The sequence below is a fragment of the Pseudomonas sp. AF32 genome, assembly GCF_022342325.2.
GTDB lineage: Bacteria > Pseudomonadota > Gammaproteobacteria > Pseudomonadales > Pseudomonadaceae > Aquipseudomonas > Aquipseudomonas uvaldensis.
This window is the reverse complement of record NZ_RQJK02000002.1, coordinates 75,400-97,580: the sequence shown is the minus strand read 5'-3', so window position 1 is coordinate 97,580 and position 22,181 is coordinate 75,400. Positions and strand designations below refer to the sequence as shown.

Genomic DNA, 22,181 nt, shown 5'->3' with positions numbered 1-22,181 from the left:
CGCTACCGCTCAGTTACAGTCCATTGGCTGCCTTGAACTGGCGACGACGACGGTGCAGCACCGGCTCGGTGTAGCCGTTGGGCTGCTTGGTGCCTTCGATCACCAGTTCGACCGCCGCCTGGAAGGCGATGTTGCTGTCGAAGTTCGGCGCCAGCGGACGGTACAGCGGGTCGCCGGCGTTCTGGCGATCCACCACCGGCGCCATGCGCTTGAGGCTTTCCATCACCTGATCCTGGGTCACGATGCCGTGGCGCAGCCAGTTGGCAATGTGTTGGCTGGAAATGCGCAGCGTCGCACGGTCTTCCATCAGGCCGATGTCGTTGATGTCCGGCACCTTGGAACAACCCACGCCCTGGTCGATCCAGCGCACCACATAGCCAAGGATGCCCTGGGCGTTGTTGTCCAGCTCGTTCTTGATCTGCTCTGGCGTCCAGTCCGGGTTCGCGGCCAGCGGGATGGTCAGGATATCGTCCACTGAAGCGCGGGCGCGCTTGGCCAGTTCGGCCTGGCGGGCGAACACGTCGACCTTGTGGTAATGCAGAGCGTGCAGCGCGGCGGCGGTCGGCGATGGCACCCAGGCGGTGTTGGCGCCGGCCATCGGATGGGCGATTTTCTGTTCGAGCATTGCGGCCATCAGGTCCGGCATGGCCCACATGCCCTTGCCGATTTGCGCGCGACCTTGCAGGCCGGTGCTCAGGCCGATGTCGACGTTCCAGTTTTCGTACGCCGCGATCCACTTCTCGGCTTTCATGTCGGCCTTGCGCACCATCGGACCGGCTTCCATGGAGGTGTGGATCTCGTCGCCGGTACGATCGAGGAAGCCGGTGTTGATGAACACCACGCGCTCGCTGGCAGCCTTGATACAGGCCTTGAGGTTGACCGTGGTCCGGCGCTCCTCGTCCATGATGCCGACCTTTAGGGTATTGCGCGGCAGGTTCAGTACGTCTTCGATGCGGCCGAACAGCTCGTTGGTGAACGCCGCTTCTTCCGGACCGTGCATCTTCGGTTTGACGATGTACACCGAGCCGGTGCGGCTGTTGCGCCGCGATGTGTTGCCATTGAGGTTGTGGATCGCCGCCAGGCTGGTGACCAGGCCATCGAGAATACCTTCCGGCACTTCGTTGCCGTCCTTGTCGAGGATCGCGTCGATGGTCATCAGGTGACCGACGTTGCGCACGAACAACAACGAGCGGCCGTGCAGCGTCAGGCTCGAACCGTCGACGGCGGTGTAGGCGCGGTCGGGGTTCATGGTGCGGGTGAAGGTCTGGCCGCCCTTGGCGACTTCTTCCGACAGGTCACCCTTCATCAGGCCGAGCCAGTTGCGGTAGATCACCACTTTGTCGTCGGCATCGACGGCGGCGACCGAGTCTTCGCAGTCCATGATGGTGGTCAGTGCGGCTTCCATCAGGATGTCTTTGACGCCAGCGGCGTCGGTCTGGCCGACAGGGGTAGTGGCGTCGATCTGGATTTCGAAATGCAGGCCGTTGTGTTTCAGCAGGACGGCGGCCGGAGCCGAGGCGTCGCCCTGGAAGCCGATCAGTTGCGCATCGTCACGCAACCCGCTGTTGCTGCCACCCTTGAGGGTGACGACCAATTTGCCGTCGACGATTTTATAAGCGGTGGAGTCAACATGGGAGCCGGCCGCCAGGGGGGCCGCTTCGTCAAGGAAGGCGCGGGCAAAGGCGATGACCTTGTCGCCGCGTACCTTGTTGTAGCCTTTGCCTTTTTCCGCGCCGTCGGCTTCGCTGATGGCATCGGTGCCGTACAGCGCGTCGTACAGCGAACCCCAGCGGGCGTTCGAGGCGTTGAGGGCGAAGCGGGCATTCATCACCGGCACGACCAGCTGCGGGCCGGCCATGCGGGCGATTTCGTCATCGACGTTTTGGGTCGTTGCCTGGAAATCCGCCGCTTCTGGCAGCAGGTATCCAATGTCTTGCAGGAAGGCTTTGTAAGCCACGGCGTCGTGGGCCTGGCCGGTACGGGCCTGGTGCCAGGCATCGATGCGTGCCTGGAAATCGTCGCGTTTGGCGAGTAGGGCTTTGTTCTTCGGCGCCAGGTCGTGGATGACCTTGTCGGCACCGGCCCAGAACACGTCGGCGGTGAGGCCGGTTCCGGGAATGGCTTCGTTATTTACGAAGTCGAACAGGACTTTGGCGACCTTAAGGCCACCGACTTGAACGTGTTCAGTCATTGCTTGCCTCACTCTGCTCAGCTATTTCGCTTTTCAGCTCTTCGATTTTGACAATGAAGCCTCGGGACATTTAAACCACAAACCCCGGAACCCGTACATGCCATCACTGGCGGCGGGATAGTAAGCCTTGCGGATGGGCTTTTCAGGGATGCGACTGCGCCTTAAGCAGACATCGGTCCAACGTTATGTAGTGCGCGCCGAGGCATACTACATGATCACTTGCGGTTGTGAAAATCAGACTAATTACGTCGTTCCGCGACCGACTAAAGCAGTACAGTCACGACGAAGCACGGGATGTTCTCAAAAAACGTGTGGATTGTTCCATATAAATCTTGATGGTTGTACACGATTTGTACTTCCCACAGGTTGGAACTGCTCTGCCTATACTCTTGCTTCCACAACAAGAGGGCTGCGCCATGGACCATCTCGTGATTACTGTTTTCGCTCCGGACAAGCCGGGGCAGGTCGAGTGCATTGCCCAGTGCATTGCCGAGCATGGCGGCAACTGGCTGGAAAGCCGCATGTCACACCTGGCCGGGCAGTTCGCCGGGATCCTGCGCCTCAGTGCGCCGGCCGAGTCCCATGCCGAGTTGATCGAAGCCCTGCAGGGATTGTCGACCCATGGCATCCGAGTGCTGATCGCTGAAAGTACGGTTGAAGAGTCCTGTGCCTGGAAACCCATCGCCATGGAACTGGTGGGCAATGATCGCCCAGGTATCGTGCGAGACATCACCCGATTGCTGAGTGAGCAGGGCGTCAATGTCGAACGGTTGGTGACTCACGTGCGCCCGGCGCCGATGAGCAGTGAACTGCTGTTCCATGCCGAGGCCATCCTCGGGGTGCCCTTGACCCTGTCGCTGGATACTTTGCAAGAACGTCTGGAAACCCTTGCCGACGAGTTAATGGTGGAACTGAAATTCAGCGACGAAGGGTAAGGCCGGTTATCCAAGGAAAAACTGCGCCTGCCTGTGGATAACCTGTAGAGACCTGACGCCAGGCCAAGCCCGCCGTGCCTTGCCGCGTGCTGATCAAAAAATCACCATTTTTCAAGGGCTTGTGCACAAACGGCGGGGATCACGTTGTGGATAACCTTGGGACGGATCCGCGCAAGCCACGCAGGACGTGGCCTGTATAGGGTTGTATGATTTTTGATCAGCTGCGCCGCCGCATGCTGACCACTGCATCGATGCTGTACACGGCGAGCCCGGCCCAGATGAACAGGAACGCTACCAGCGTGCTGGACGACAGGTGTTCACCGAACAACAGCACAGCGAGCATCAATACCAGTGTCGGGGCGATGTACTGGAGAAAACCCAACGTGGTGTAGGGCAGGTGCCGCGCGGCGGCGTTGAAACACACCAGGGGAACCAGGGTTACCGGGCCGGCGGCCACCAGCCACCAGGCTTCGGAGGTGGTCCAGAATGCCGCTTGGGCACTGGTGGCTGTCGGGTTGAACAGCAACCACGCGATGGCAATCGGTACCAGCATCCAGGTTTCCACCACCAGCCCAGGCAAGGCCTTGACCGGCGCCTGCTTGCGGATCAGCCCGTAGAAGCCAAAGCTCAGCGCCAGCGCCAGCGACACCCAGGGCAGGCTGCCCACTTGCCAGACTTGCTGCGCCACGCCGACCGCCGCCAGCCCCACGGCCACCCACTGCATGCGCCGCAGCCGTTCGCCCAGGATCAACATCCCCAGCAATACGTTGACCAGCGGGTTGATGTAATACCCCAGGCTCGCTTCGAGCATGCGTCCATTGTTCACCGCCCACACGTAGGTCAGCCAGTTGGCCGCGATCAGCGTACCGCTCAGGGCCAGGATGGCCAGGCGGCGCGGGTTGTCGCGCAGTTCACGCCACCAGCCCGGGTGCTTCCAGACCATCAACAGCGCCGCGCCGAACAGGGCCGACCACAGCACCCGGTGGATGATGATCTCCACCGCGGGCACGCTGGCGATGGCTTTGAAATAGATGGGGAACAGTCCCCAGATGATGTAGGCACTCAGACCCAGGATATAACCCCGGCGCGGGTTGGCGGCTTGCATGCAGAATCCTTGCTTAGGCAGCTAACAAAAGGTGATTGTAAGGAGATTTGTCGGACTGTGGGGTGAGCGTTTTTGATGGGCGCGGTGAAAATAACTGTAGGCTGCTCGCTCCCGCAGGAGCTCGGCGGTGGTTCTCAGAACAGCTTCAACGGCTCTTCATTGAGCGCCGCCAGTTGCTCACGCAACGCCAACACCTGGTCGCCCCAGTAGCGTTCGCTACCGAACCACGGGAAGCTGCGAGGAAAGGCCGGATCGTCCCAGCGGCGCGCCAGCCAGGCGCTGTAATGCATCAGGCGCAGGGCCCGCAGGGGCTCGATCAATGCCAGTTCCCGTGGGTCGAAGTCATGGAATTCCTGATAACCGTCCATCAATTCCGACAACTGTCCCAGGCATGCCTGGCGATCGCCGGCCAGCATCATCCACAGGTCCTGCACCGCCGGACCCATGCGGCAATCGTCCAGATCGACGATGTGGAAGATGTCGTCGCGGCACATCATGTTGCCGGGGTGGCAATCGCCGTGCATGCGAATGTTCTGATGGGGCGTGGCGGCATAGATCTCTTCGACGCGCTTGAGCAGGTCCCGGGCGACCGACTCGTAGGCCGGTAGCAGACTGCTGGGGACGAATCCGCTCTCCAGCACCGTAGCCAGTGAATCGTGGCCGAAGTTTTTTACCCCCAGTGCTTCGCGATGCTCGAACGGGCGACTGGCGCCCACGGCATGCAAGCGCCCGAGTAACTGCCCGAGGCGATAGAGCTGGTCGAGGTTGCCCGGCTCCGGTGCCCGACCGCCGCGACGGGGGAACAGAGTGAAACGGAACCCGGCGTGTTCATGGAGGCTGGCGCCATTGTGGACCAGGGGCGCAACCACCGGCACCTCGCAGTCGGCCAGTTCGAAGGTGAAGCGGTGCTCTTCGAGAATCGCCTCGTTGGTCCAGCGCTGAGGGCGGTAGAACTTGGCGATCAGCGGCTCGCTATCTTCGATGCCGACCTGGTAGACACGGTTTTCATAACTGTTGAGCGCCAGCACGCGGGCGTCGCTGAGAAAGCCGATGCTTTCAACGGCATCGAGCACCAGGTCGGGTGTGAGGGTATCGAAGGGATGGGACATGCTGACTCCTGCTCAGCGGCAGGGCTGCCGCGTCCGACCCGGCATGGTAGCGCAGACAGAGTTAGATAGGGGGGCTTTGGTGACGCTATCGCGAGCAGGCTCGCTCCCACATGGATCGGCGAGATACCAAGATCCAATGTGGGAGCGAGCCTGCTCGCGATGAGGCCGGTCAGGCGCCGATGATGCCACCATCCTCACGGGTAATCACCATCACCGAGGACCGTGGCTTACCGTTCGGCAGGTGCTCGGGGAAGGTCGAGCCACCATTTTCCCCGGGATGCTGGATCCCGACGAACATGGCTTTGTGGTCCGGCGCGAAACTGATCCCTGTCACCTCGCAGCCCACCGGGCCGACCATGAATCGACGGATTTCACCGGTGTTGGGGTCGGCACAGAGCATCTGGTTGTTGCCCATGCCGGCGAAGTCTCCGGTGTTGCTGGAGTCGCCGTCGGTGAGGATCCACAGCCGGCCCGCCTTGTCGAAACCGAGGCCATCGGGGCTGTTGAACATGTTCTGTGGGTTGATGTTGGACGAACCGGCCTTCGGCGTGCCGGCGTGCACCGTCGGGTTGCCGGCGACCACGAACAGGTCCCAGGAGAAGGTCCTGGACGCATGGTCGTCGCGGTCGGTGCGCCAGCGCAGGATCTGGCCATAAACGTTCTTGGCCCGAGGGTTCGGTCCGTCTACTGGTTGACCGTCTTCGCCGCGCTTGGAGTTGTTGGTCAGGGTGCAATAGACCTGGCCGTCTTTCGGGCTGACCACGATCCACTCGGGACGGTCCATGCGCGTGGCGCCAACGGCGCTGGCAGCCAGACGCGCGTGGATCAGCACCTCGGCCTGGTCGGCGAAACCGCTGCTGGCATCGAGGCCATTCTTGCCATGGGTCAACTCGATCCACTGGCCCTTGCCCTTCGGATGATCCGGATTGCCGTCGCCGGCATCGAAGCGCGCCACGTACAAGGTGCCATGGTCCAGCAGGTTGCGGTTGGCCTTGGCATTGCGGTGGTTGATACGTTCACGGCTGACAAACTTGTAGATGAACTCGCCACGCTCATCGTCGCCCATGTACACCACGGCGCGACCGTCGTTGGTCTGGGCCAGGGCGGCGTTCTCGTGCTTGAAGCGGCCCAGGGCGGTGCGTTTGACCGGTGTGGAGTCCGGATCGAACGGATCGATCTCCACGACCCAGCCATGACGGTTGAGTTCGTTGGGGTTCTTCGCCAGGTCGAAGCGGGGGTCAAAGAGATGCCAGTTGATCTCGCGACTGGTGACCGTGGCGCCGTAGCGCTTCTGTGCTTCATCGAATTGCAGATCGGCTTTGCTGCTGCCGAAGCAGTCGGTGAAATTTTCTTCGCAGGTCAGGTAGGTGCCCCACGGTGTCATGCCGTTGGCGCAGTTCTGGAAGGTGCCGAGGACCTTCTTGCCGCTCTTGTCGGCGCTGGTTTTCATCAGCTCGTGTCCGGCAGCCGGGCCGCGCAGGCGGATCGGCGTGTTGCCGTGGATCCGCCGGTTGTAGCGCGACTCCTGGACGAACTGCCATTGGCCGCCGCGACGGCGCTGGACCTCGATCACCGACACGCCTTCGCTGGCCTGGGCCTTGCGCACGTCTTCGGCCGACTGCGGCTGGCCGCCGTGGGCGAAGAGGTAGCGATAGTTGGTGTACTCGTTGTTGATCGCCATGAGCGCCCGGTTGTTGTCACCAGGGAAGGGGAACAGGCTCATGCCATCGTTGTTGTCGCCGAACTGCATTTCCTGGGCCCGGGCGGTGCCATTACCGCTGGGGTCGAAGGCCGGTGCATTTTTTTGCAGCGGCTGGCCCCAACTGATCAGCACCGAGGATTTGTAGCCTGGCGGCAGGGTGATGGTATCGGTGGTGGCGGCGGCGATGCTCTTGAAACCCAGCAGCCGGCTGTTACCTTCGCTCACGGCGGCGGCCAGGACGCTACGGCTCAACAGGTTACCACCCAGGAACATCGCCGCACCGCACAGGGCGCCAGCGCTGATGAAGCTGCGTCGGCTCAGGCCAACGATTTTTTCCAGGTCGGTGGATTGGTTTTCTTCTAATAGGCTCATCTCAGGCTCCCTGCTGGTTTTGGCAGTCACCTTAAAGGGGGTCGATGAAACTATTGTTGCAGCCCGCTACAACGGTGTGCCGAGCAGCACATTCGTCGGCGAAAACGCCACGTGTACTGACGACCCGGCGTCCAGGTGCCGGGCCTGCAACAGAAGCGGCTCGGCCAGGGCGCAGAGGGTCTGGCCATTGGGCAGGCCGATGCGAACTTCACTGGGACCGCCGCTGGCGTTGTCGATGTGCTCGATCACCCCTGGCAGCACGTTATTTTCCGATTCGGGCGCTTGCCCGACGGGAAACAATTCCAGCCAGCCGGCCTTGATCAGGGCAACTACCTCGGTGCCAATGTCCAGCTCCAGGCGCACGGTGCTGTCGTGGGTGATCTGCGCATCGACCACCAGCCCTCGCGCCAATTCCAGGCGTATCCGGTCGTTGTGGCCCTGGGCCTCGATGCCCAGGACTTTGCCATGTAGCTGGTTACGGGCGCTGGTGCGCAACATCAGGCGGCTCAGTAGGCCGAGGTCGCCGGCGTCATCGCTGGCTTGCAGCAACTGCGCTTGCAGGGTTTGCAAGCGTTGGTACAGGCGTAGCACGCGCTGGCCCTCTTCCGACAATCGGGCGCCGCCACCGCCCTTGCCCCCGATGCTGCGTTCCACCAGCGGTTGGTCCGCGAGATTGTTCAGCTCGTCGATGGCATCCCACGCGGCCTTATAGCTCAGGCCCGCACTCTTGGCTGCTCGAGTGATCGAACCTTGTTCGGCGATGTGCTGCAGCAAGGCGATGCGTTGAGGGCGCCGGACGATGTGCTGGGTCAGAAGCGTGGGTAGTGACATGGCGTAAAAGTATGCACAGGAGTGAGTGAATGGAACTTGGCGCCTCGGTCGCTGTGCGTCAAGTCGCTTCGCCGGGTTTTGGCGTGCGGGCCAGGCAATACACATCCACCCGTGCAGCGCCGGCGTCGAGCAGCAATCGGGCCAGCGTCTGGGCAGTGGCGCCGGTGGTCAGCACATCGTCCACCAGCGCCAGGTGACGGTCGCGTACCTGGGCGCGTGGCATCATGGCGAAGGCGTGACGCAGGTTACGACGCCGGGCCCTGGCGTCGAGTGCCTGTTGCGCCGGGGTGTCGTGGATGCGCCGCAGCAGATGTTCTTCGCAAGGCATCTGCAACGAACCGCTGAGCCAGCGAGCCAACAGTGCGGCCTGGTTGAATCCGCGCTGGCGCAAGCGCCGCGCAGCCAACGGCACCGGTATCAACGCGTCGGGCCGTTCCAGGCCTTCATTGAAATGATGTTGCAGCGACTGCGCCAGCAATTCGCCCAGCAAGCGGCCGAGAGGCCATTTGGCCTGGTGCTTGAATCGGGTAATCAAGCTGTCCACCGGGAAATCATAGGCCCAGGGCGCGAGGACCCGTTCGTAGGCCGGTGGCTGTACAGCGCACTGTCCGCACCGCAGGCCGGCCATGGGCAGCGGCAGGGCGCAGCGGCTGCATTGATCGCCCAACCAGGGCAATTCACTTTCGCATGGTGTGCAGAGGGGGTGGACTGTATCGGTGGTTTCGCCACATAAGAGGCAGGGTTGTTTGTTTTTTAACCAGATGTAAACCGGGTTTTCGTGTTGCGGTTGACAGCTCATGACTCTTCCTTAAATATGCCGAACATCCGTGTCGCGCCTGTGGGTATTGCATCGCCCCAGGCGCCAGCCAAGCATAATCAAGGAATTGCCCATGAGCGCCAGCACCACTGCCAACCTGCGTCATGACTGGTCTTTGGCCGAAGTCAAAGCACTCTTCGTCCAGCCCTTCAATGACTTGTTGTTCCAGGCGCAGACCGTGCACCGCGCGCACTTCGACGCCAACCGCGTCCAGGTTTCCACGCTGCTGTCGATCAAGACGGGCGCCTGCCCGGAAGATTGCAAATATTGTCCGCAATCCGGCCACTACAACACCGGCCTGGACAAGGAAAAGCTGCTGGAAGTGCAAAAAGTCCTGGAGGAGGCCGCGCGCGCCAAAGCCATTGGTTCGACCCGTTTCTGCATGGGCGCGGCGTGGAAACATCCGTCGGCCAAGGACATGCCTTACGTGCTGGAAATGGTCAAAGGCGTGAAGGCCATGGGCCTGGAAACCTGCATGACCCTGGGTCGCCTCGACCAGGAGCAAACCGAGGCATTGGCCAAGGCCGGCCTGGACTACTACAACCATAACCTCGACACCTCGCCGGAGTTCTACGGCAACATCATCACCACCCGCACCTACAGCGAACGCCTGCAAACCCTGGCCTACGTACGTGACTCCGGGATGAAGATCTGCTCCGGCGGCATCCTGGGCATGGGCGAGTCCCTGGACGACCGCGCCAACCTGTTGATCCAACTGGCGAACCTGCCGGAGCATCCGGAATCGGTTCCGATCAACATGCTGGTAAAAGTCGCCGGCACGCCGCTGGAGAATGCCGAGGACGTCGATCCGTTCGATTTCATCCGGATGCTCGCCGTGGCGCGGATCCTGATGCCAAAGTCCCACGTGCGCTTGTCTGCCGGTCGTGAGGCGATGAACGAGCAGATGCAGGCCCTGGCGTTCCTGGCGGGTGCGAACTCCATCTTCTACGGCGACAAACTGCTGACCACCGCCAACCCACAGGCCGACAAGGACATGCAGTTGTTCGCCCGCTTGGGCATCCAGCCCGAGGCCCGTGAAGAACATGCCGACGAAGTGCACCAGGCGGCCATCGAGCAGGCACTGGTGGAGCAGAAGAGTAGCGAGCAGTTCTACAACGCTGCCGTCTGATCAACCCGATTGCTTGTTTGAAATGCGGGCCCCTGTGGGAGCGAGCAGGCTCGCTCCCACAGGGGAACCCATTCAGTCTTTAAATGGCGTTTCACCCCGAGGCCTGCATGCCCTTCGATCTCGCCGCACGCCTGGCTGCCCGTCGTGCCGAAAACCTCTACCGCCAACGCCCGCTGCTGGAAAGCCCCCAGGGACCGGAAGTGGTGGTGGACGGCCAGCCGTTGCTGGCGTTCTGCAACAACGATTACCTGGGCCTGGCCAATCACCCACAGGTGATCGAAGCCTGGCGCGCCGGGGCGGCCCGTTGGGGCGTGGGCGGCGGCGCTTCGCATCTGGTGATCGGTCATAGCACTCCTCATCATGCACTGGAGGAAGCTCTGGCCGAATTTACCGGCCGTCCACGGGCATTGCTGTTCACTACCGGCTACATGGCGAACCTCGGCGCCGTCACCGCGCTGGTGGGACAAGGCGATACGGTGCTCGAGGACCGGCTCAACCATGCCTCATTGCTCGATGCCGGGCTGTTATCGGGGGCGCGTTTCAATCGCTATCTGCATAACGATGCCCAGAGCCTGGCCAAGCGCCTGGAAAAAGCGACCGGCAATACCTTGGTAGTGACCGATGGTGTGTTCAGCATGGACGGTGACATCGCCGATCTGCCGGCACTGGCGCGTGAAGCCAGGGCCAAAGGCGCTTGGCTGATGGTCGATGACGCCCACGGTTTCGGTCCGCTGGGCACCCATGGGGGCGGTATCGTCGAGCATTTCGGCTTGAGCCAGGATGACGTGCCGGTACTGGTGGGGACCCTGGGCAAGGCCTTCGGCACTGCCGGCGCCTTTGTGGCGGGCAGCGAGGAACTGATCGAGAGCCTGATCCAATTCGCGCGTCCCTACATTTACACCACCAGCCAGCCGCCGGCCCTGGCCTGCGCGACCCTCAAGAGCCTCGAACTGCTGCGCAACGAGCACTGGCGGCGCGAGCATCTGCAGGTACTGATCCGGCAGTTCCGCGAAGGCGCCGGGCAGATCGGCCTGCAACTGATGGACAGTTTCACGCCGATCCAGCCGATCCTGATCGGCGATGCAGGGCGGGCGATGCGCCTGTCGCAGATGCTGCGAGAACGTGGGCTGATGGTCGGCGCGATCCGGCCACCCACCGTACCGGTGGGCAGTGCCCGTTTGCGGGTGACCCTGACCGCCGCCCACAGCGAAGCCCAGGTGCAACTATTGTTAAGCGCACTGGCCGAGTGTTTTGCATTGTTGGGACCGGAGCCAAACCATGCGTGATCGATTGATACTGCTGCCCGGTTGGGGCCTGGGTATTTCTCCGCTGGAGCCCCTGGCCGCTGCGTTGCGAGGGCTGGATGAGCATTTGCGGGTTGAAATCGAGCCGTTGCCGGCCCTGACGTCGAGTGACCTCGATGAATGGCTCGACGAACTGGATGCCAGTGTGCCCCAGGACGCCTGGCTGGGTGGCTGGTCCTTGGGCGGCATGTTGGCGGCGGAGTTGGCCGCGCGGCGGGGCGAGCACTGCTGTGGCTTACTGACTCTGGCGAGCAATGCTTCGTTTGTCGCCCGCGAACAATGGCCGGCCGCGATGGCCGGCGAGACGTTCGACGGTTTTCTCGCCGGATGCAGCGCCGATCCACGCCAGACCCTCAAGCGCTTCAGTTTGCTGTGCGCCCAGGGCTGCAGTGATCCACGCGGGCTGTCGCGGTTGCTGCTGGCTGGGGCGCCATCCACTTCACCTGAGGTTTTGCTGGCCGGGCTGGAACTGTTGGCTCGACTGGACACCCGTGCCGCGCTGCAGCGTTTTCGCGGGCCGCAATTGCATCTGTTCGCCGGGCTCGACGCATTAGTGCCGGCCGAAGCGGCAAGCGAATTGCTGGCCCTGCTGCCGGATGTCGAAATCGGTCTGATCGAACAGGCCGGCCATGGTTTCCTGCTGGATGACCCGCATGGCATCGCGGGGGCCATCCAGGCTTTTTTGCATGAGTCCGGGGATGACTGATTTGTCTCTTCCAAGATCGCCCAGTGTTCTGCCTGATAAGCGCCAGGTGGCAGCTTCGTTTTCCCGGGCGGCGACCAGCTACGACAGCGTGGCCGAGTTGCAGCGCGACGTGGGGCGGCAATTGCTGGCGCGATTGCCTCTATCGTTCGCACCGCGGCGTTGGATGGACCTGGGCTGTGGCACCGGCTATTTCACCCGGGCGTTGGGTGCGCGCTTTGGTGCAACGGGCGGTCTGGCGCTGGATATTGCCGAAGGCATGCTCAACCATGCGCGTCCCCAGGGTGGGGCTGCGTATTTCCTGGCCGGTGATGCTGAGCGCTTGCCCTTGCAGGACACGACATGCGACCTGGTGTTTTCCAGCCTGGCGGTGCAGTGGTGTGCGGATTTTGCCTCGGTGCTGAGTGAGGCGCACCGTGTCTTGAAGCCGGGCGGGGTATTTGCCTTTACGAGCCTCTGTGTCGGTACCTTGTACGAATTGCGCGACAGTTGGCGTCAGGTGGACGGCCTGGTGCATGTCAACCGTTTCCGCGAATTTGAGACTTATCGGCAGCTGTGTGAAGTCAGTGGACTGAAGGTCGTCAGCCTCGAGACCCGTCCCCATGTGTTGCATTACCCGGATGTGCGCGGGTTGACTCATGAATTGAAAGCGTTGGGCGCCCATAATTTGAACCCCGGTCGACCCGGTGGGTTGACGGGCAGGGCGAGGATCCTGGCACTGGTCGAAGCCTATGAGCGGTTTCGCCAGGCCAAGGGGCTGCCTGCAACCTACCAGGTGGTCTACGCCGTGTTGGAGAAACCGCTATGAGCCAGGCCTATTTCATCACCGGTACCGACACTGATGTCGGCAAGACCACCGTCGCCGCCGGCCTGTTGCATGCCGCGCGACAGGCCGGCATGAGCACTGCAGCCGGCAAGCCGGTGGCTTCCGGTTGCGAAGTGACGCCCAAGGGCCTGCGTAATGCCGATGCCCTGGCGCTGTTGGCCGAATGCTCGTTGCCACTGACGTATGCACAGGTCAATCCAGTGGCGTTTGAGCCACCGATTGCGCCTCATCTGGCGGCTCGGGAGGCAGGGGTGGCGCTGACAGTGCAATCGCTGGTGGGGCCGATGCGGGACGTGCTCGGGATGCAGGCCGATTTCACCTTGATCGAAGGTGCTGGCGGCTGGCGCGTACCTTTGGCGGACCAGGACAACCTTTCGGACCTGGCGATGGCGTTGGGCTTGCCCGTTATCCTGGTGGTGGGGGTGCGCCTGGGTTGCATCAGCCATGCGCTGTTGACTGCCGAAGCCATAGCCCGGGATGGCCTGCAATTGGCCGGTTGGGTCGCCAACATCATCGACCCCAAGACATCGCGGCTGGAAGAGAACCTCGCAACCCTGGCAGAACGCCTGCCGGCGCCCTGTCTGGGCCGGGTTCCGCGAATCAAGGGCGTAACAGCCGAAGGCGTGGCCGGCTACCTGCACCTGGACCTGCTGGATTAGGTTTTTCACTATGACGCGGCACTGTGCCATTAGTGTTTTTGTCGGGTGTTTTCCCAGGGGATCTGTTTCAATGGCCTCTGTCGCCCCTTCAAGATGACGAGCCCTGCCATGCAAATCTCAGGAAGTACCGCGTTTTATGCCGGTCTGAGCACGATTCAGACAGGGCAGAACCGTGTCGATCAAGCCTCGGCCGAGATCGCCAACAATACGATCGAGCGTGCGGTCACCAGTCAATCTTCCGAAATCCAGATCGATCGCCTGCGGTCGGTGGATCGTAGCCAGCAGTCTGACTTGGCCACCGACATGGTCGAGATGGCCCAAGGCAAGTTTCAGGTGCAGGCGGGTGTTAATGTCGCCAAGGCGTCCGATGAAATGTTGGGCACGCTGATCGATACCTTTGCCTGACCCTGCCTGCCCATTGTCCGAACGCCGCGAATATTCGCGGCGTTTTCGTCTCTGGCTCATCTGACTCAACTAGTCTTTTCACACACGCGTTGCGTATTTCCTTGCGCGGGGGATTTCCGTGCCCGCTTAGTCTAAAAGCTGATGACGAACGGCCAAGGATCGACGCTTGACAAGATTTGGGCGTAAACGTATGTTTCAAACAACTGTTTGACCGTCACAACAAATCCACGCGGTCGTTCATTCCCGGTTACATCAGCAGAGGTTTATCGCTATGCCTGACTACAAGGCCCCCTTGCGTGATATTCGCTTCGTTCGTGACGAACTGCTTGGCTATGAAGCGCATTATCAGAGCCTTCCGGCTTGCCAGGACGCAACGCCGGACATGGTTGACGCCATTCTCGAAGAAGGCGCCAAGTTTTGTGAGCAGGTGCTGGCACCGCTGAACCGCGTGGGTGACCTCGAAGGCTGCACTTGGAGCGAGTCCGGCGTGAAAACCCCGACCGGCTTCAAGGAAGCCTACAAGCAATTCGTCGAAGGCGGCTGGCCAAGCCTGGCTCATGACGTGGCGCATGGTGGTCAGGGCTTGCCGGAGTCCCTGGGCCTGGCGGTCAGCGAAATGGTTGGCGAGGCCAACTGGTCGTGGGGCATGTACCCGGGCCTGTCCCATGGTGCGATGAACACCATCTCCGAACACGGTACGCCCGAGCAGCAAGAGGCTTACCTGACCAGGTTGGTGTCCGGTGAATGGACCGGCACCATGTGTCTGACCGAACCCCATTGCGGCACCGACCTGGGTATGTTGCGCACCAAGGCCGAGCCCCAGGCTGACGGTTCCTACAAGGTAACCGGTACCAAGATCTTCATTTCCGCCGGTGAACACGACATGGCCGACAACATCGTCCATATCGTCCTGGCGCGCCTGCCGGACGCACCGGCCGGTACCAAGGGCATTTCGCTGTTCATCGTTCCGAAGTTCCTGCCCAACGCCGACGGTACGATCGGCCAGCGCAACGCTGTGAACTGCGGCTCGATCGAGCACAAGATGGGCATTCACGGCAACGCCACGTGCGTGATGAACTTCGACGCGGCCACCGGTTTCCTGATCGGCCCGGCGAACAAAGGCCTGAACTGCATGTTCACCTTCATGAACACTGCACGCCTGGGCACCGCGTTGCAGGGGCTGGCCCACGCCGAGATCGCTTTCCAGGGCGGCCTGAAATACGCCCGCGACCGCCTGCAGATGCGTTCCCTGACTGGCCCGAAAGCGCCGGACAAGGCGGCTGACCCGATCATTGTCCACCCCGACGTGCGCCGCATGCTGTTGACCATGAAGGCCTTCGCCGAAGGTAACCGTGCGATGGTCTACTTCACCGCCAAGCAGGTCGATATCGTCAAGTACGGCGTGGATGAAGAAGAGAAGAAGAAAGCCGATGCGCTGCTGGCGTTCATGACGCCGATCGCCAAGGCCTTCATGACCGAAGTCGGCTTCGAATCGGCCAACCACGGCGTACAGATCTACGGCGGCCATGGTTTCATCGCCGAGTGGGGCATGGAGCAGAACGTACGCGACAGCCGTATCTCGATGCTGTACGAAGGCACCACCGGTATCCAGGCCCTCGACCTGCTGGGCCGCAAAGTGCTGATGACTCAGGGCGAAGCGCTCAAGGGCTTCACCAAGATCGTCCACAAGTTCTGCCAGGGCAATGAAGGCAACGAGGCGGTCAAGGAGTTCATCGGGCCATTGGCTGCGCTGAACAAGGAATGGGGCGAGCTGACCATGAAGGTCGGTATGGCGGCCATGAAGGATCGCGAAGAAGTCGGCGCGGCCTCGGTGGATTACCTGATGTACTCCGGTTACGCCTGCCTGGCCTATTTCTGGGCTGACATGGCGCGCCTGGCAGCAGAAAAACTCGCGGCCGGCACCACCGAAGAAGCCTTCTACACCGCCAAGCTGCAAACTGCGCGCTTCTACTTCCAGCGCATCCTGCCGCGTACCCGCACTCACGTGGCGGCCATGCTGTCGGGCGCCAACAACCTGATGGACATGAAAGAGGAAGACTTCGCGCTGGGTTACTAAGCCCTACGCGGTGCTTCTGGAAAAGCCGCTGCTTCCTTCGGGATGCAGCGGCTTTTTCCTGTCCGCCATGATTATCTCTGTGGGAGCGAGCTTGCTCTTGATAGCGGTGTGTCAGCCTATGGAGATGCTGACTGAACAAACGCCATCGCGAGCAAGCTCGCTCCCACATACGATCAAAGGCGATCCTGAAACAATATTCATCCAACTCACCCCTAAGAAAACCCTCCCTTCTGCCGTTACAGCAATGGCAGTGTGACATCTGTCACATCTTTCGTGCCTTACTGCTGCGATAGAAGGCACAATGCCATCTTTGATCAGCCGGGTCGGAGCTCTACCCTTGTCGCGTTCTTCCGCCGTACGTTTCAGTCATTTCCTGCCCTCGCTGTTACTGTTGCTGGCCGGGCTTGCGGCTGCCTACGTCAAGGATCTCAACGTCTTCTTCACTTCGCTTTTCAACGTTCTTCCTACGTTGGTGTTGCTCCTTGGCGGTGCGTATTGCGCTGTTTACCGACGTCAACGTGAGCTGTTTCTGATGGTCACGGTGTACATCGCCTATTTCCTGCTGGACACCCAGACCGATTTCTACCGTGACAACGGCAAGGTGCGCGAGGATGCCGCCGTTGTATTCCACCTTGTCTGCTTGTTGCTACCGCTGTTGTTTGGTCTGTTCGCCGCGTGGCAGGAGCGCACCCATCTGTTCCAGGACATGGTGGCGCGTTTCGCGGTATTGCTGGCTTTCGGCGGCGTGGCACTGGCCTTGGAGCAGAGCTTTCCGCAAGCCTTGCTGTTGTGGCTTTCGGAGATTCGCTGGCCTGCACTGCATGGGGCCTGGATGAGCCTGATTCAGTTGTCCTATCCAGTGTTCGTTGCCGCCTTCCTGTTATTGGCCTGGCAATACTGGCGCAATCCGCGACCGCTACACGCCGCGCAACTGGTGGGGTTGCTGGGGATATTCTGGATGTTGCCCAAAACCTTCATCCTGCCGTTTACCCTGAACATCATGTGCAGCCAAGTGATGCTGATGATCGCGGCGGCGGTCGCCCATGAAGCCTACCAAATGGCGTTTCGCGATGAGCTGACCGGGCTGCCGGGACGCCGTGCGCTGAACGAACGCATGCAGCGCCTGGGTCGCAACTATGTGTTGGCGATGAGTGATGTGGACCATTTCAAGAAATTCAACGACACCCATGGTCACGATGTCGGCGATCAGGTGTTACGTCTGGTGGCCAGCAAACTGTCGAAAATCGGTGGTGGGGGTAGGGCTTATCGCTACGGCGGCGAGGAATTTGCGCTGGTGTTCGCCGGCAAGACGATCGATGAATGCATGCCTCACTTGGAAGTCATCCGTCAGTCCATCGAGACGTACAGCATTCAGTTGCGCAATCCGGAAAATCGCCCCAAGGATGATCAGCAAGGGCGTCAACGGCGCTCCGGTGCCGGCGCTTCCAGTGTGTCGGTGACAGTGAGCATTGGCGTTGCCGAACGCATCGAGCAACGCACCCCCGAAGAAGTGCTCAAGTCCGCCGACCAGGCGCTCTACAACGCCAAAGGGGCCGGGCGTAACTGTGTGGTCGCCTTCGGTCAGAATCGTCGTGGCGCGGTGCGCATGGAAGCCGCCGCGGGTTGAGTAATGATGACGCATTCAGCGTCTGGACTGTGATTGTGGGGCCCGGTGGCCGGCAGTAGGTTTGAACGATCTGCTACCGGAGAAAACCACCATGCCCGAGTACAAAGCCCCCCTGCGCGATATGCGTTTTCTGATCGATCACGTCTTTGATTTCCCAGGTCGTTATGCCGAGTTGGGTGCTGTTGACGCGAGCCCGGATATGATCAGTGCGATTCTTGAGGAGGGCGCACGGTTCTGTGAGAACGTTCTGGCGCCACTCAATCGTTCCGGCGACGAAGAAGGCTGTCATTTCGATAACGGCGTGGTGACGACGCCCACAGGTTTCAAGCAGGCTTTCGCACAATACGTAGAAGGCGGCTGGCACGGCCTGGCGGCGGACCCGGCGTATGGCGGTCAGGGCCTGCCCAGTTCCCTGGGTCTGGTCATCAGTGAAATGATTGGTTCCAGCAACACGTCCTGGGGTATGTACCCAGGCCTGACCCATGGCGCCATGTCGGCCATCCATGCCCACGGGACCGAAGAACAGAAGCAGACGTACCTGAGCAAGCTTACCGCTGGCCAGTGGACGGGCACCATGTGCCTGACCGAAGCCCATTGCGGCACCGACCTGGGCATCATCAAGACCCGCGCCGTGCCCCAGGCCGACGGCAGCTACGCGATCTCCGGCAGTAAGATCTTCATTTCCGCGGGCGAGCACGACATGAGCGAGAACATCGTTCATCTGGTGCTGGCCAAGCTGCCGGACGCTCCGGCGGGGACCAAGGGTATTTCGCTGTTCATCGTGCCCAAGTTCCTGCCCGACGCGCACGGCGAAGCGGGACAGCGCAACGGCGTCAGTTGCGGCTCGATCGAACACAAAATGGGCATCAAGGCTTCGGCCACTTGCGTGTTGAATTTCGATGGGGCCAAGGGGTTTTTGATCGGTGAGCCGAACAAGGGCCTCAATTGCATGTTCACCATGATGAACCATGCCCGGCTCGGCACCGGCATGCAGGGCTTGTGCCTGGGAGAAGCCAGCTTCCAGGGGGCGATCCGATACGCCAACGAGCGTTTACAGATGCGCTCGCTGACCGGTCCCAAGGCCCCGGAAAAAGCCGCCGACCCGATTATCGTTCATCCTGACGTGCGAAGAATGTTGCTGACCATGAAAGCCTTCAACGAAGGCAACCGGGCATTGACCTATTTCACCGCGCAATTGTTGGACACCGCCCACCTGAGCACCGACGAAGCGGCCCGCCAGGACGCCGAGGATCTGTTGGCCTTCCTCACCCCAATCTGCAAGGCCTTCATGACCGACACCGGGCTGGAAGTGACCAACCACGGCATGCAGGTGTTCGGTGGTCACGGTTTCATTCGCGAGTGGGGCATGGAGCAGTTGGTGCGCGATTGTCGTATCGCCCCGATCTATGAGGGCACCAACGGCATCCAGGCGCTGGACCTGCTGGGACGCAAGGTGTTAGGCAGCCAAGGCAAGTTGTTGCGGGGATTCACCCGGATCGTCCATCAATTCTGCATCGCGAATGCCGAGCATCCGCAGCTCAAGGGTTATGTCGCTCAACTTGACGAACTCAATCGTCAATGGGGAGCGTTGACGACTCAGATCGGCCTGGCGGCCATGAAAAATCCGGATGAAGTCGGCGCTGCCTCGGTGGATTACCTGATGTACAGCGGCTACATCATCCTGGCCTACCTGTGGTTGCGCATGGCGCTGGTGGCTCAGTCGCAGCTCGACAGCGACACCGGCGACGGGGATTTCTGCCGGGCTAAACTGGCGACCTGTGAGTTCTACTTCAAGCGCCTGCTGCCAAGGACCGCCGCCCACCGGGCCGCCGTCGAGGCAGGGAGCGACTGCTTGATGAAGCTGCCAGCGGAGCTGTTCGCCCTTTAACGATAGAAGCACAATTGCGGCGAAGGCGCTTGCCCCTCGCCGCAGTGATTTGCGTTGCCTTTCTGTATGACCAAAAATAACAAAACAGTCATGGGTTGACCCTATGTGTCGTAAAAGTTGTTGAGGTACACTCCGAGCCATACCAAAACCGTTTCTTACGAACCAACTGTTTAGATCCTGCGAGGTTTGCCATGGCTGACTACAAAGCGCCCCTGCGCGATATGCGCTTCGTCCTCAATGAAGTATTCGAGGTCGCGAAACTCTGGGCCGAATTGCCGGCGCTGGCGGAGACCGTGGACGCTGAAACCGTCGAGGCGATTCTTGAGGAAGCCGGCAAGGTGACCAGCAAGAGCATCGCTCCTCTCAGCCGCGCCGCTGACGAAGAGGGTTGCCACTGGGCTGACGGAGCCGTCACCACGCCGGCCGGTTTCCCACAGGCCTACAAAACTTACGCTGAAGGCGGCTGGGTGGGGGTTGGTGGCGACCCAGCCTACGGGGGCATGGGCATGCCCAAGGCCGTTTCGGCCCAGGTCGAAGAAATGGTCAACTCCGCCAGCCTGTCCTTCGGTCTGTACCCGATGCTGACCGCCGGTGCCTGTCTGTCTATCAACGCGCATGCCAGCGAAGAGTTGAAGGCGGCGTATCTGCCGAACATGTACGCCGGTGTCTGGGCCGGTTCTATGTGCCTGACCGAACCGCATGCCGGTACGGACCTGGGGATCATCCGCACCAAGGCCGAACCCCAGGCTGATGGTTCCTACAAGGTCAGCGGGACCAAGATCTTCATCACCGGCGGCGAACACGATCTCACCGAGAACATCATCCACCTGGTGCTGGCGAAACTGCCGGACGCGCCGGCTGGTCCGAAAGGCATTTCGCTGTTCCTCGTGCCCAAGTTCATGGTCAATGCCGACGGCAGCCTGGGCGCCCGCAACGCGGCCAACTGCGGGTCGATCGAACACAAGATGGGCATCCAGGCGTCCGCTACCTGTGTGATGAACTTCGACGAAGCCGTGGGTTATCTGGTCGGCGAACCGAACAAAGGCCTGGCAGCCATGTTCACCATGATGAATTACGAACGCCTGGGTGTGGGTATCCAAGGCCTGGCCTCTGGTGAGCGCTCTTACCAGAACGCTATTGAATACGCCCGCGACCGCCTGCAAAGCCGTTCGCCAACCGGCGCGCAAAACAAGGACAAGGTTGCCGACCCGATCATCGTCCACCCGGACGTGCGCCGGATGTTGCTGACCATGAAAGCCTCGAACGAAGGTGGCCGGGCATTTTCGACCTACGTTGCAATGCAACTGGACACCGCCAAGTTCAGCGAAGACGCGGCCACCCGCAAGCGTGCCGAAGACTTGGTGGCCTTGCTCACGCCAGTGGCGAAAGCCTTCCTGACTGACCTGGGCCTGGAAACGACTGTGCACGGCCAGCAGATTTTCGGCGGTCATGGTTACATCCGCGAATGGGGACAGGAACAACTGGTTCGCGATGTCCGCATCACCCAGATCTACGAAGGCACCAATGGTATCCAGGCGCTGGACCTGGTGGGGCGCAAGATCGTCGGTAATGGCGGTGCGTTCTACAAGCTGTTCGCTGAGGAAATTCGCCATTTCATCAACACGGCGGGTGTGGATCTGGCGGAGTTTACCCAACCGTTGGGCAATGCCGTTGACACGCTGGATGAGCTGACCGAGTGGCTGCTGGACCGAGCGAAGAGCAACCCGAACGAAATCGGCGCGGCGTCGGTGGAGTATCTGCAAGCGTTTGGTTACACCGCGTATGCCTACATGTGGGCGTTAATGGCCAAGGCCGCGCTGGGCAAGGAAGGCCAGGATGATTTCTACGCGAGCAAGCTGGGAACGGCGCGATTCTATTTCGCACGCCTGCTGCCGCGTATCCATTCCTTGAGCGCTTCAGTGAAAGCAGGCAGCGAGTCGCTGTTTCTGCTGGATGCCGGGCAATTCTGATGAGGGAAGTTTTGTAAGCGAATGCTTACACGACGTGATGCCGTTTTCCCTCTACCGGCAGATTGGATCCAGGGCTAATCTACTTCCCATGGACGTCGCGCAGGATGCGCAAGAGAAACAACACGGACACGTAGGATTCTGCCAGGACGGCAGAGTGAAAAGGATGTCAGGGAAACAGTCTGCAAAGCCCCGCTTCGGCGGGGTTTTCTTTTGCCCGCGTTTTTTTCTCGCTCGGCTTCTTCAACTCACTGACGGATTTGAACCCTGACGAGCGGCCATGGGTCAATGAGCTATATGGCAATGTAGCCGTCGCCCATCAGGAGCCCACCATGGATTTCATTCGTATCATCATCGCCATTCTGCTGCCGCCGTTGGGTGTATTTCTGCAAGTCGGTTTCGGCGGGGCTTTCTGGCTGAATATTCTGTTGACGCTGCTGGGTTACATCCCGGGCATCGTGCATGCGGTGTATATCATCGCCAAGCGTTGATCATTCAATTTCCGCCCATACCCTGTGGGAGCGAGCCTGTTCG

At 60.9% G+C, this 22,181-nt stretch carries 18 protein-coding genes; 12 read left to right on the top strand and 6 right to left on the bottom strand.

Translation table 11 applies throughout. The features are described from left to right. Window positions 1-13: 13 nt before the first annotated feature. Complete coding sequence (locus EGM97_RS02685) at window positions 14-2,191, bottom strand: malate synthase G (RefSeq protein ID WP_238962382.1); 2,178 nt, start codon at window positions 2,189-2,191, stop codon at window positions 14-16. Window positions 2,192-2,607: 416 nt separating this feature from the next. Between EGM97_RS02685 and EGM97_RS02680 the strand changes: the two genes are divergently transcribed. Then, window positions 2,608-3,126: a glycine cleavage system transcriptional repressor gene (locus tag EGM97_RS02680; protein ID WP_238962381.1), complete on the top strand. Its 519-nt coding sequence runs from the start codon at window positions 2,608-2,610 to the stop codon at window positions 3,124-3,126. 217 nt (window positions 3,127-3,343) lie between these two features. Here the strand turns inward: EGM97_RS02680 and rarD are convergent, their stop codons facing one another. From rarD to EGM97_RS02655, 5 genes are all read right to left on the bottom strand, one after another. After that, the gene (rarD, locus tag EGM97_RS02675; protein ID WP_232776655.1) at window positions 3,344-4,231 is read right to left on the bottom strand and encodes an EamA family transporter RarD; all 888 of its coding nucleotides are present in this window, start codon (window positions 4,229-4,231) and stop codon (window positions 3,344-3,346) included. A 134-nt stretch (window positions 4,232-4,365) separates the two neighbouring features. Next, the gene (locus EGM97_RS02670; RefSeq protein WP_238962380.1) at window positions 4,366-5,340 is read right to left on the bottom strand and encodes a serine/threonine protein kinase; all 975 of its coding nucleotides are present in this window, start codon (window positions 5,338-5,340) and stop codon (window positions 4,366-4,368) included. Between the two features lie 169 nt (window positions 5,341-5,509). Continuing rightward, a complete protein-coding gene (locus EGM97_RS02665; protein WP_238962379.1) occupies window positions 5,510-7,414 on the bottom strand; it encodes a PhoX family protein in 1,905 nt (634 codons plus the stop codon). Between the two features lie 66 nt (window positions 7,415-7,480). Continuing rightward, on the bottom strand, window positions 7,481-8,245 hold the full coding sequence (locus EGM97_RS02660) for a TOBE domain-containing protein (RefSeq protein WP_238962378.1): 765 nt from the start codon (window positions 8,243-8,245) through the stop codon (window positions 7,481-7,483). Between the two features lie 58 nt (window positions 8,246-8,303). Then, entirely contained in the window at window positions 8,304-9,044 is a 741-nt protein-coding gene (locus tag EGM97_RS02655) for a ComF family protein (protein ID WP_238962377.1), read from the bottom strand. Between the two features lie 91 nt (window positions 9,045-9,135). Here EGM97_RS02655 and bioB point away from each other — a divergent pair, with 91 nt between their 5' ends. From bioB to EGM97_RS02600, 11 genes are all read left to right on the top strand, one after another. Further along, window positions 9,136-10,191 (top strand): biotin synthase BioB, encoded by a 1,056-nt coding sequence (gene bioB / locus EGM97_RS02650; protein ID WP_053156271.1) that lies wholly within the window; start codon window positions 9,136-9,138, stop codon window positions 10,189-10,191. 107 nt (window positions 10,192-10,298) lie between these two features. Further along, window positions 10,299-11,477: an 8-amino-7-oxononanoate synthase gene (gene bioF / locus EGM97_RS02645; protein WP_238962376.1), complete on the top strand. Its 1,179-nt coding sequence runs from the start codon at window positions 10,299-10,301 to the stop codon at window positions 11,475-11,477. Then, window positions 11,470-12,201, top strand: a complete 732-nt coding sequence (locus EGM97_RS02640; RefSeq protein WP_238962375.1) for an alpha/beta fold hydrolase — start codon at window positions 11,470-11,472, stop codon at window positions 12,199-12,201. The genes bioF and EGM97_RS02640 overlap by 8 nt, the downstream gene beginning before the upstream one ends. Then, window positions 12,194-13,006: a malonyl-ACP O-methyltransferase BioC gene (gene bioC, locus EGM97_RS02635; protein WP_238962374.1), complete on the top strand. Its 813-nt coding sequence runs from the start codon at window positions 12,194-12,196 to the stop codon at window positions 13,004-13,006. The genes EGM97_RS02640 and bioC overlap by 8 nt, the downstream gene beginning before the upstream one ends. Beyond that, window positions 13,003-13,683 (top strand): dethiobiotin synthase, encoded by a 681-nt coding sequence (gene bioD, locus EGM97_RS02630; RefSeq protein WP_238962373.1) that lies wholly within the window; start codon window positions 13,003-13,005, stop codon window positions 13,681-13,683. The genes bioC and bioD overlap by 4 nt, the downstream gene beginning before the upstream one ends. 108 nt (window positions 13,684-13,791) lie before the next feature. After that, entirely contained in the window at window positions 13,792-14,088 is a 297-nt protein-coding gene (locus EGM97_RS02625; RefSeq protein ID WP_238962372.1) for a pyrroloquinoline quinone biosynthesis protein PqqE, read from the top strand. A 271-nt stretch (window positions 14,089-14,359) separates the two neighbouring features. Beyond that, window positions 14,360-16,165 carry a phenylacyl-CoA dehydrogenase gene (locus tag EGM97_RS02620; RefSeq protein ID WP_238962371.1) on the top strand — a complete coding sequence of 602 codons (1,806 nt, stop codon included), beginning with the start codon at window positions 14,360-14,362 and terminating at the stop codon, window positions 16,163-16,165. Between the two features lie 337 nt (window positions 16,166-16,502). Beyond that, a complete protein-coding gene (locus tag EGM97_RS02615; RefSeq protein WP_238962370.1) occupies window positions 16,503-17,792 on the top strand; it encodes a GGDEF domain-containing protein in 1,290 nt (429 codons plus the stop codon). A gap of 91 nt (window positions 17,793-17,883) precedes the next feature. Continuing rightward, window positions 17,884-19,680 (top strand): acyl-CoA dehydrogenase C-terminal domain-containing protein, encoded by a 1,797-nt coding sequence (locus EGM97_RS02610; RefSeq protein WP_238962369.1) that lies wholly within the window; start codon window positions 17,884-17,886, stop codon window positions 19,678-19,680. 191 nt (window positions 19,681-19,871) lie between these two features. After that, on the top strand, window positions 19,872-21,650 hold the full coding sequence (locus EGM97_RS02605; protein WP_238962368.1) for an acyl-CoA dehydrogenase C-terminal domain-containing protein: 1,779 nt from the start codon (window positions 19,872-19,874) through the stop codon (window positions 21,648-21,650). 329 nt (window positions 21,651-21,979) lie between these two features. Next, window positions 21,980-22,138, top strand: a complete 159-nt coding sequence (locus EGM97_RS02600; protein WP_003177654.1) for a YqaE/Pmp3 family membrane protein — start codon at window positions 21,980-21,982, stop codon at window positions 22,136-22,138. The last annotated feature ends 43 nt before the right edge of the window (window positions 22,139-22,181 follow it).

What these genes read in the sequence shown, in the direction of transcription:
- EGM97_RS02680 (WP_238962381.1), top strand. Translation starts at nt 2,608, where the DNA reads ATGGACCATCTCGTGATTACTGTTTTCGCTCCGGACAAGCCGGGGCAG.
- EGM97_RS02665 (WP_238962379.1), bottom strand. Translation starts at nt 7,414, where the DNA reads ATGAGCCTATTAGAAGAAAACCAATCCACCGACCTGGAAAAAATCGTT.
- bioD (WP_238962373.1), top strand. Translation starts at nt 13,003, where the DNA reads ATGAGCCAGGCCTATTTCATCACCGGTACCGACACTGATGTCGGCAAG.
- bioB (WP_053156271.1), top strand. Translation starts at nt 9,136, where the DNA reads ATGAGCGCCAGCACCACTGCCAACCTGCGTCATGACTGGTCTTTGGCC.
- EGM97_RS02640 (WP_238962375.1), top strand. Translation starts at nt 11,470, where the DNA reads ATGCGTGATCGATTGATACTGCTGCCCGGTTGGGGCCTGGGTATTTCT.
- EGM97_RS02600 (WP_003177654.1), top strand. Translation starts at nt 21,980, where the DNA reads ATGGATTTCATTCGTATCATCATCGCCATTCTGCTGCCGCCGTTGGGT.
- EGM97_RS02610 (WP_238962369.1), top strand. Translation starts at nt 17,884, where the DNA reads ATGCCCGAGTACAAAGCCCCCCTGCGCGATATGCGTTTTCTGATCGAT.
- EGM97_RS02685 (WP_238962382.1), bottom strand. Translation starts at nt 2,191, where the DNA reads ATGACTGAACACGTTCAAGTCGGTGGCCTTAAGGTCGCCAAAGTCCTG.
- EGM97_RS02660 (WP_238962378.1), bottom strand. Translation starts at nt 8,245, where the DNA reads ATGTCACTACCCACGCTTCTGACCCAGCACATCGTCCGGCGCCCTCAA.
- EGM97_RS02620 (WP_238962371.1), top strand. Translation starts at nt 14,360, where the DNA reads ATGCCTGACTACAAGGCCCCCTTGCGTGATATTCGCTTCGTTCGTGAC.
- EGM97_RS02605 (WP_238962368.1), top strand. Translation starts at nt 19,872, where the DNA reads ATGGCTGACTACAAAGCGCCCCTGCGCGATATGCGCTTCGTCCTCAAT.
- bioF (WP_238962376.1), top strand. Translation starts at nt 10,299, where the DNA reads ATGCCCTTCGATCTCGCCGCACGCCTGGCTGCCCGTCGTGCCGAAAAC.
- bioC (WP_238962374.1), top strand. Translation starts at nt 12,194, where the DNA reads ATGACTGATTTGTCTCTTCCAAGATCGCCCAGTGTTCTGCCTGATAAG.
- EGM97_RS02655 (WP_238962377.1), bottom strand. Translation starts at nt 9,044, where the DNA reads ATGAGCTGTCAACCGCAACACGAAAACCCGGTTTACATCTGGTTAAAA.
- rarD (WP_232776655.1), bottom strand. Translation starts at nt 4,231, where the DNA reads ATGCAAGCCGCCAACCCGCGCCGGGGTTATATCCTGGGTCTGAGTGCC.
- EGM97_RS02625 (WP_238962372.1), top strand. Translation starts at nt 13,792, where the DNA reads ATGCAAATCTCAGGAAGTACCGCGTTTTATGCCGGTCTGAGCACGATT.
- EGM97_RS02670 (WP_238962380.1), bottom strand. Translation starts at nt 5,340, where the DNA reads ATGTCCCATCCCTTCGATACCCTCACACCCGACCTGGTGCTCGATGCC.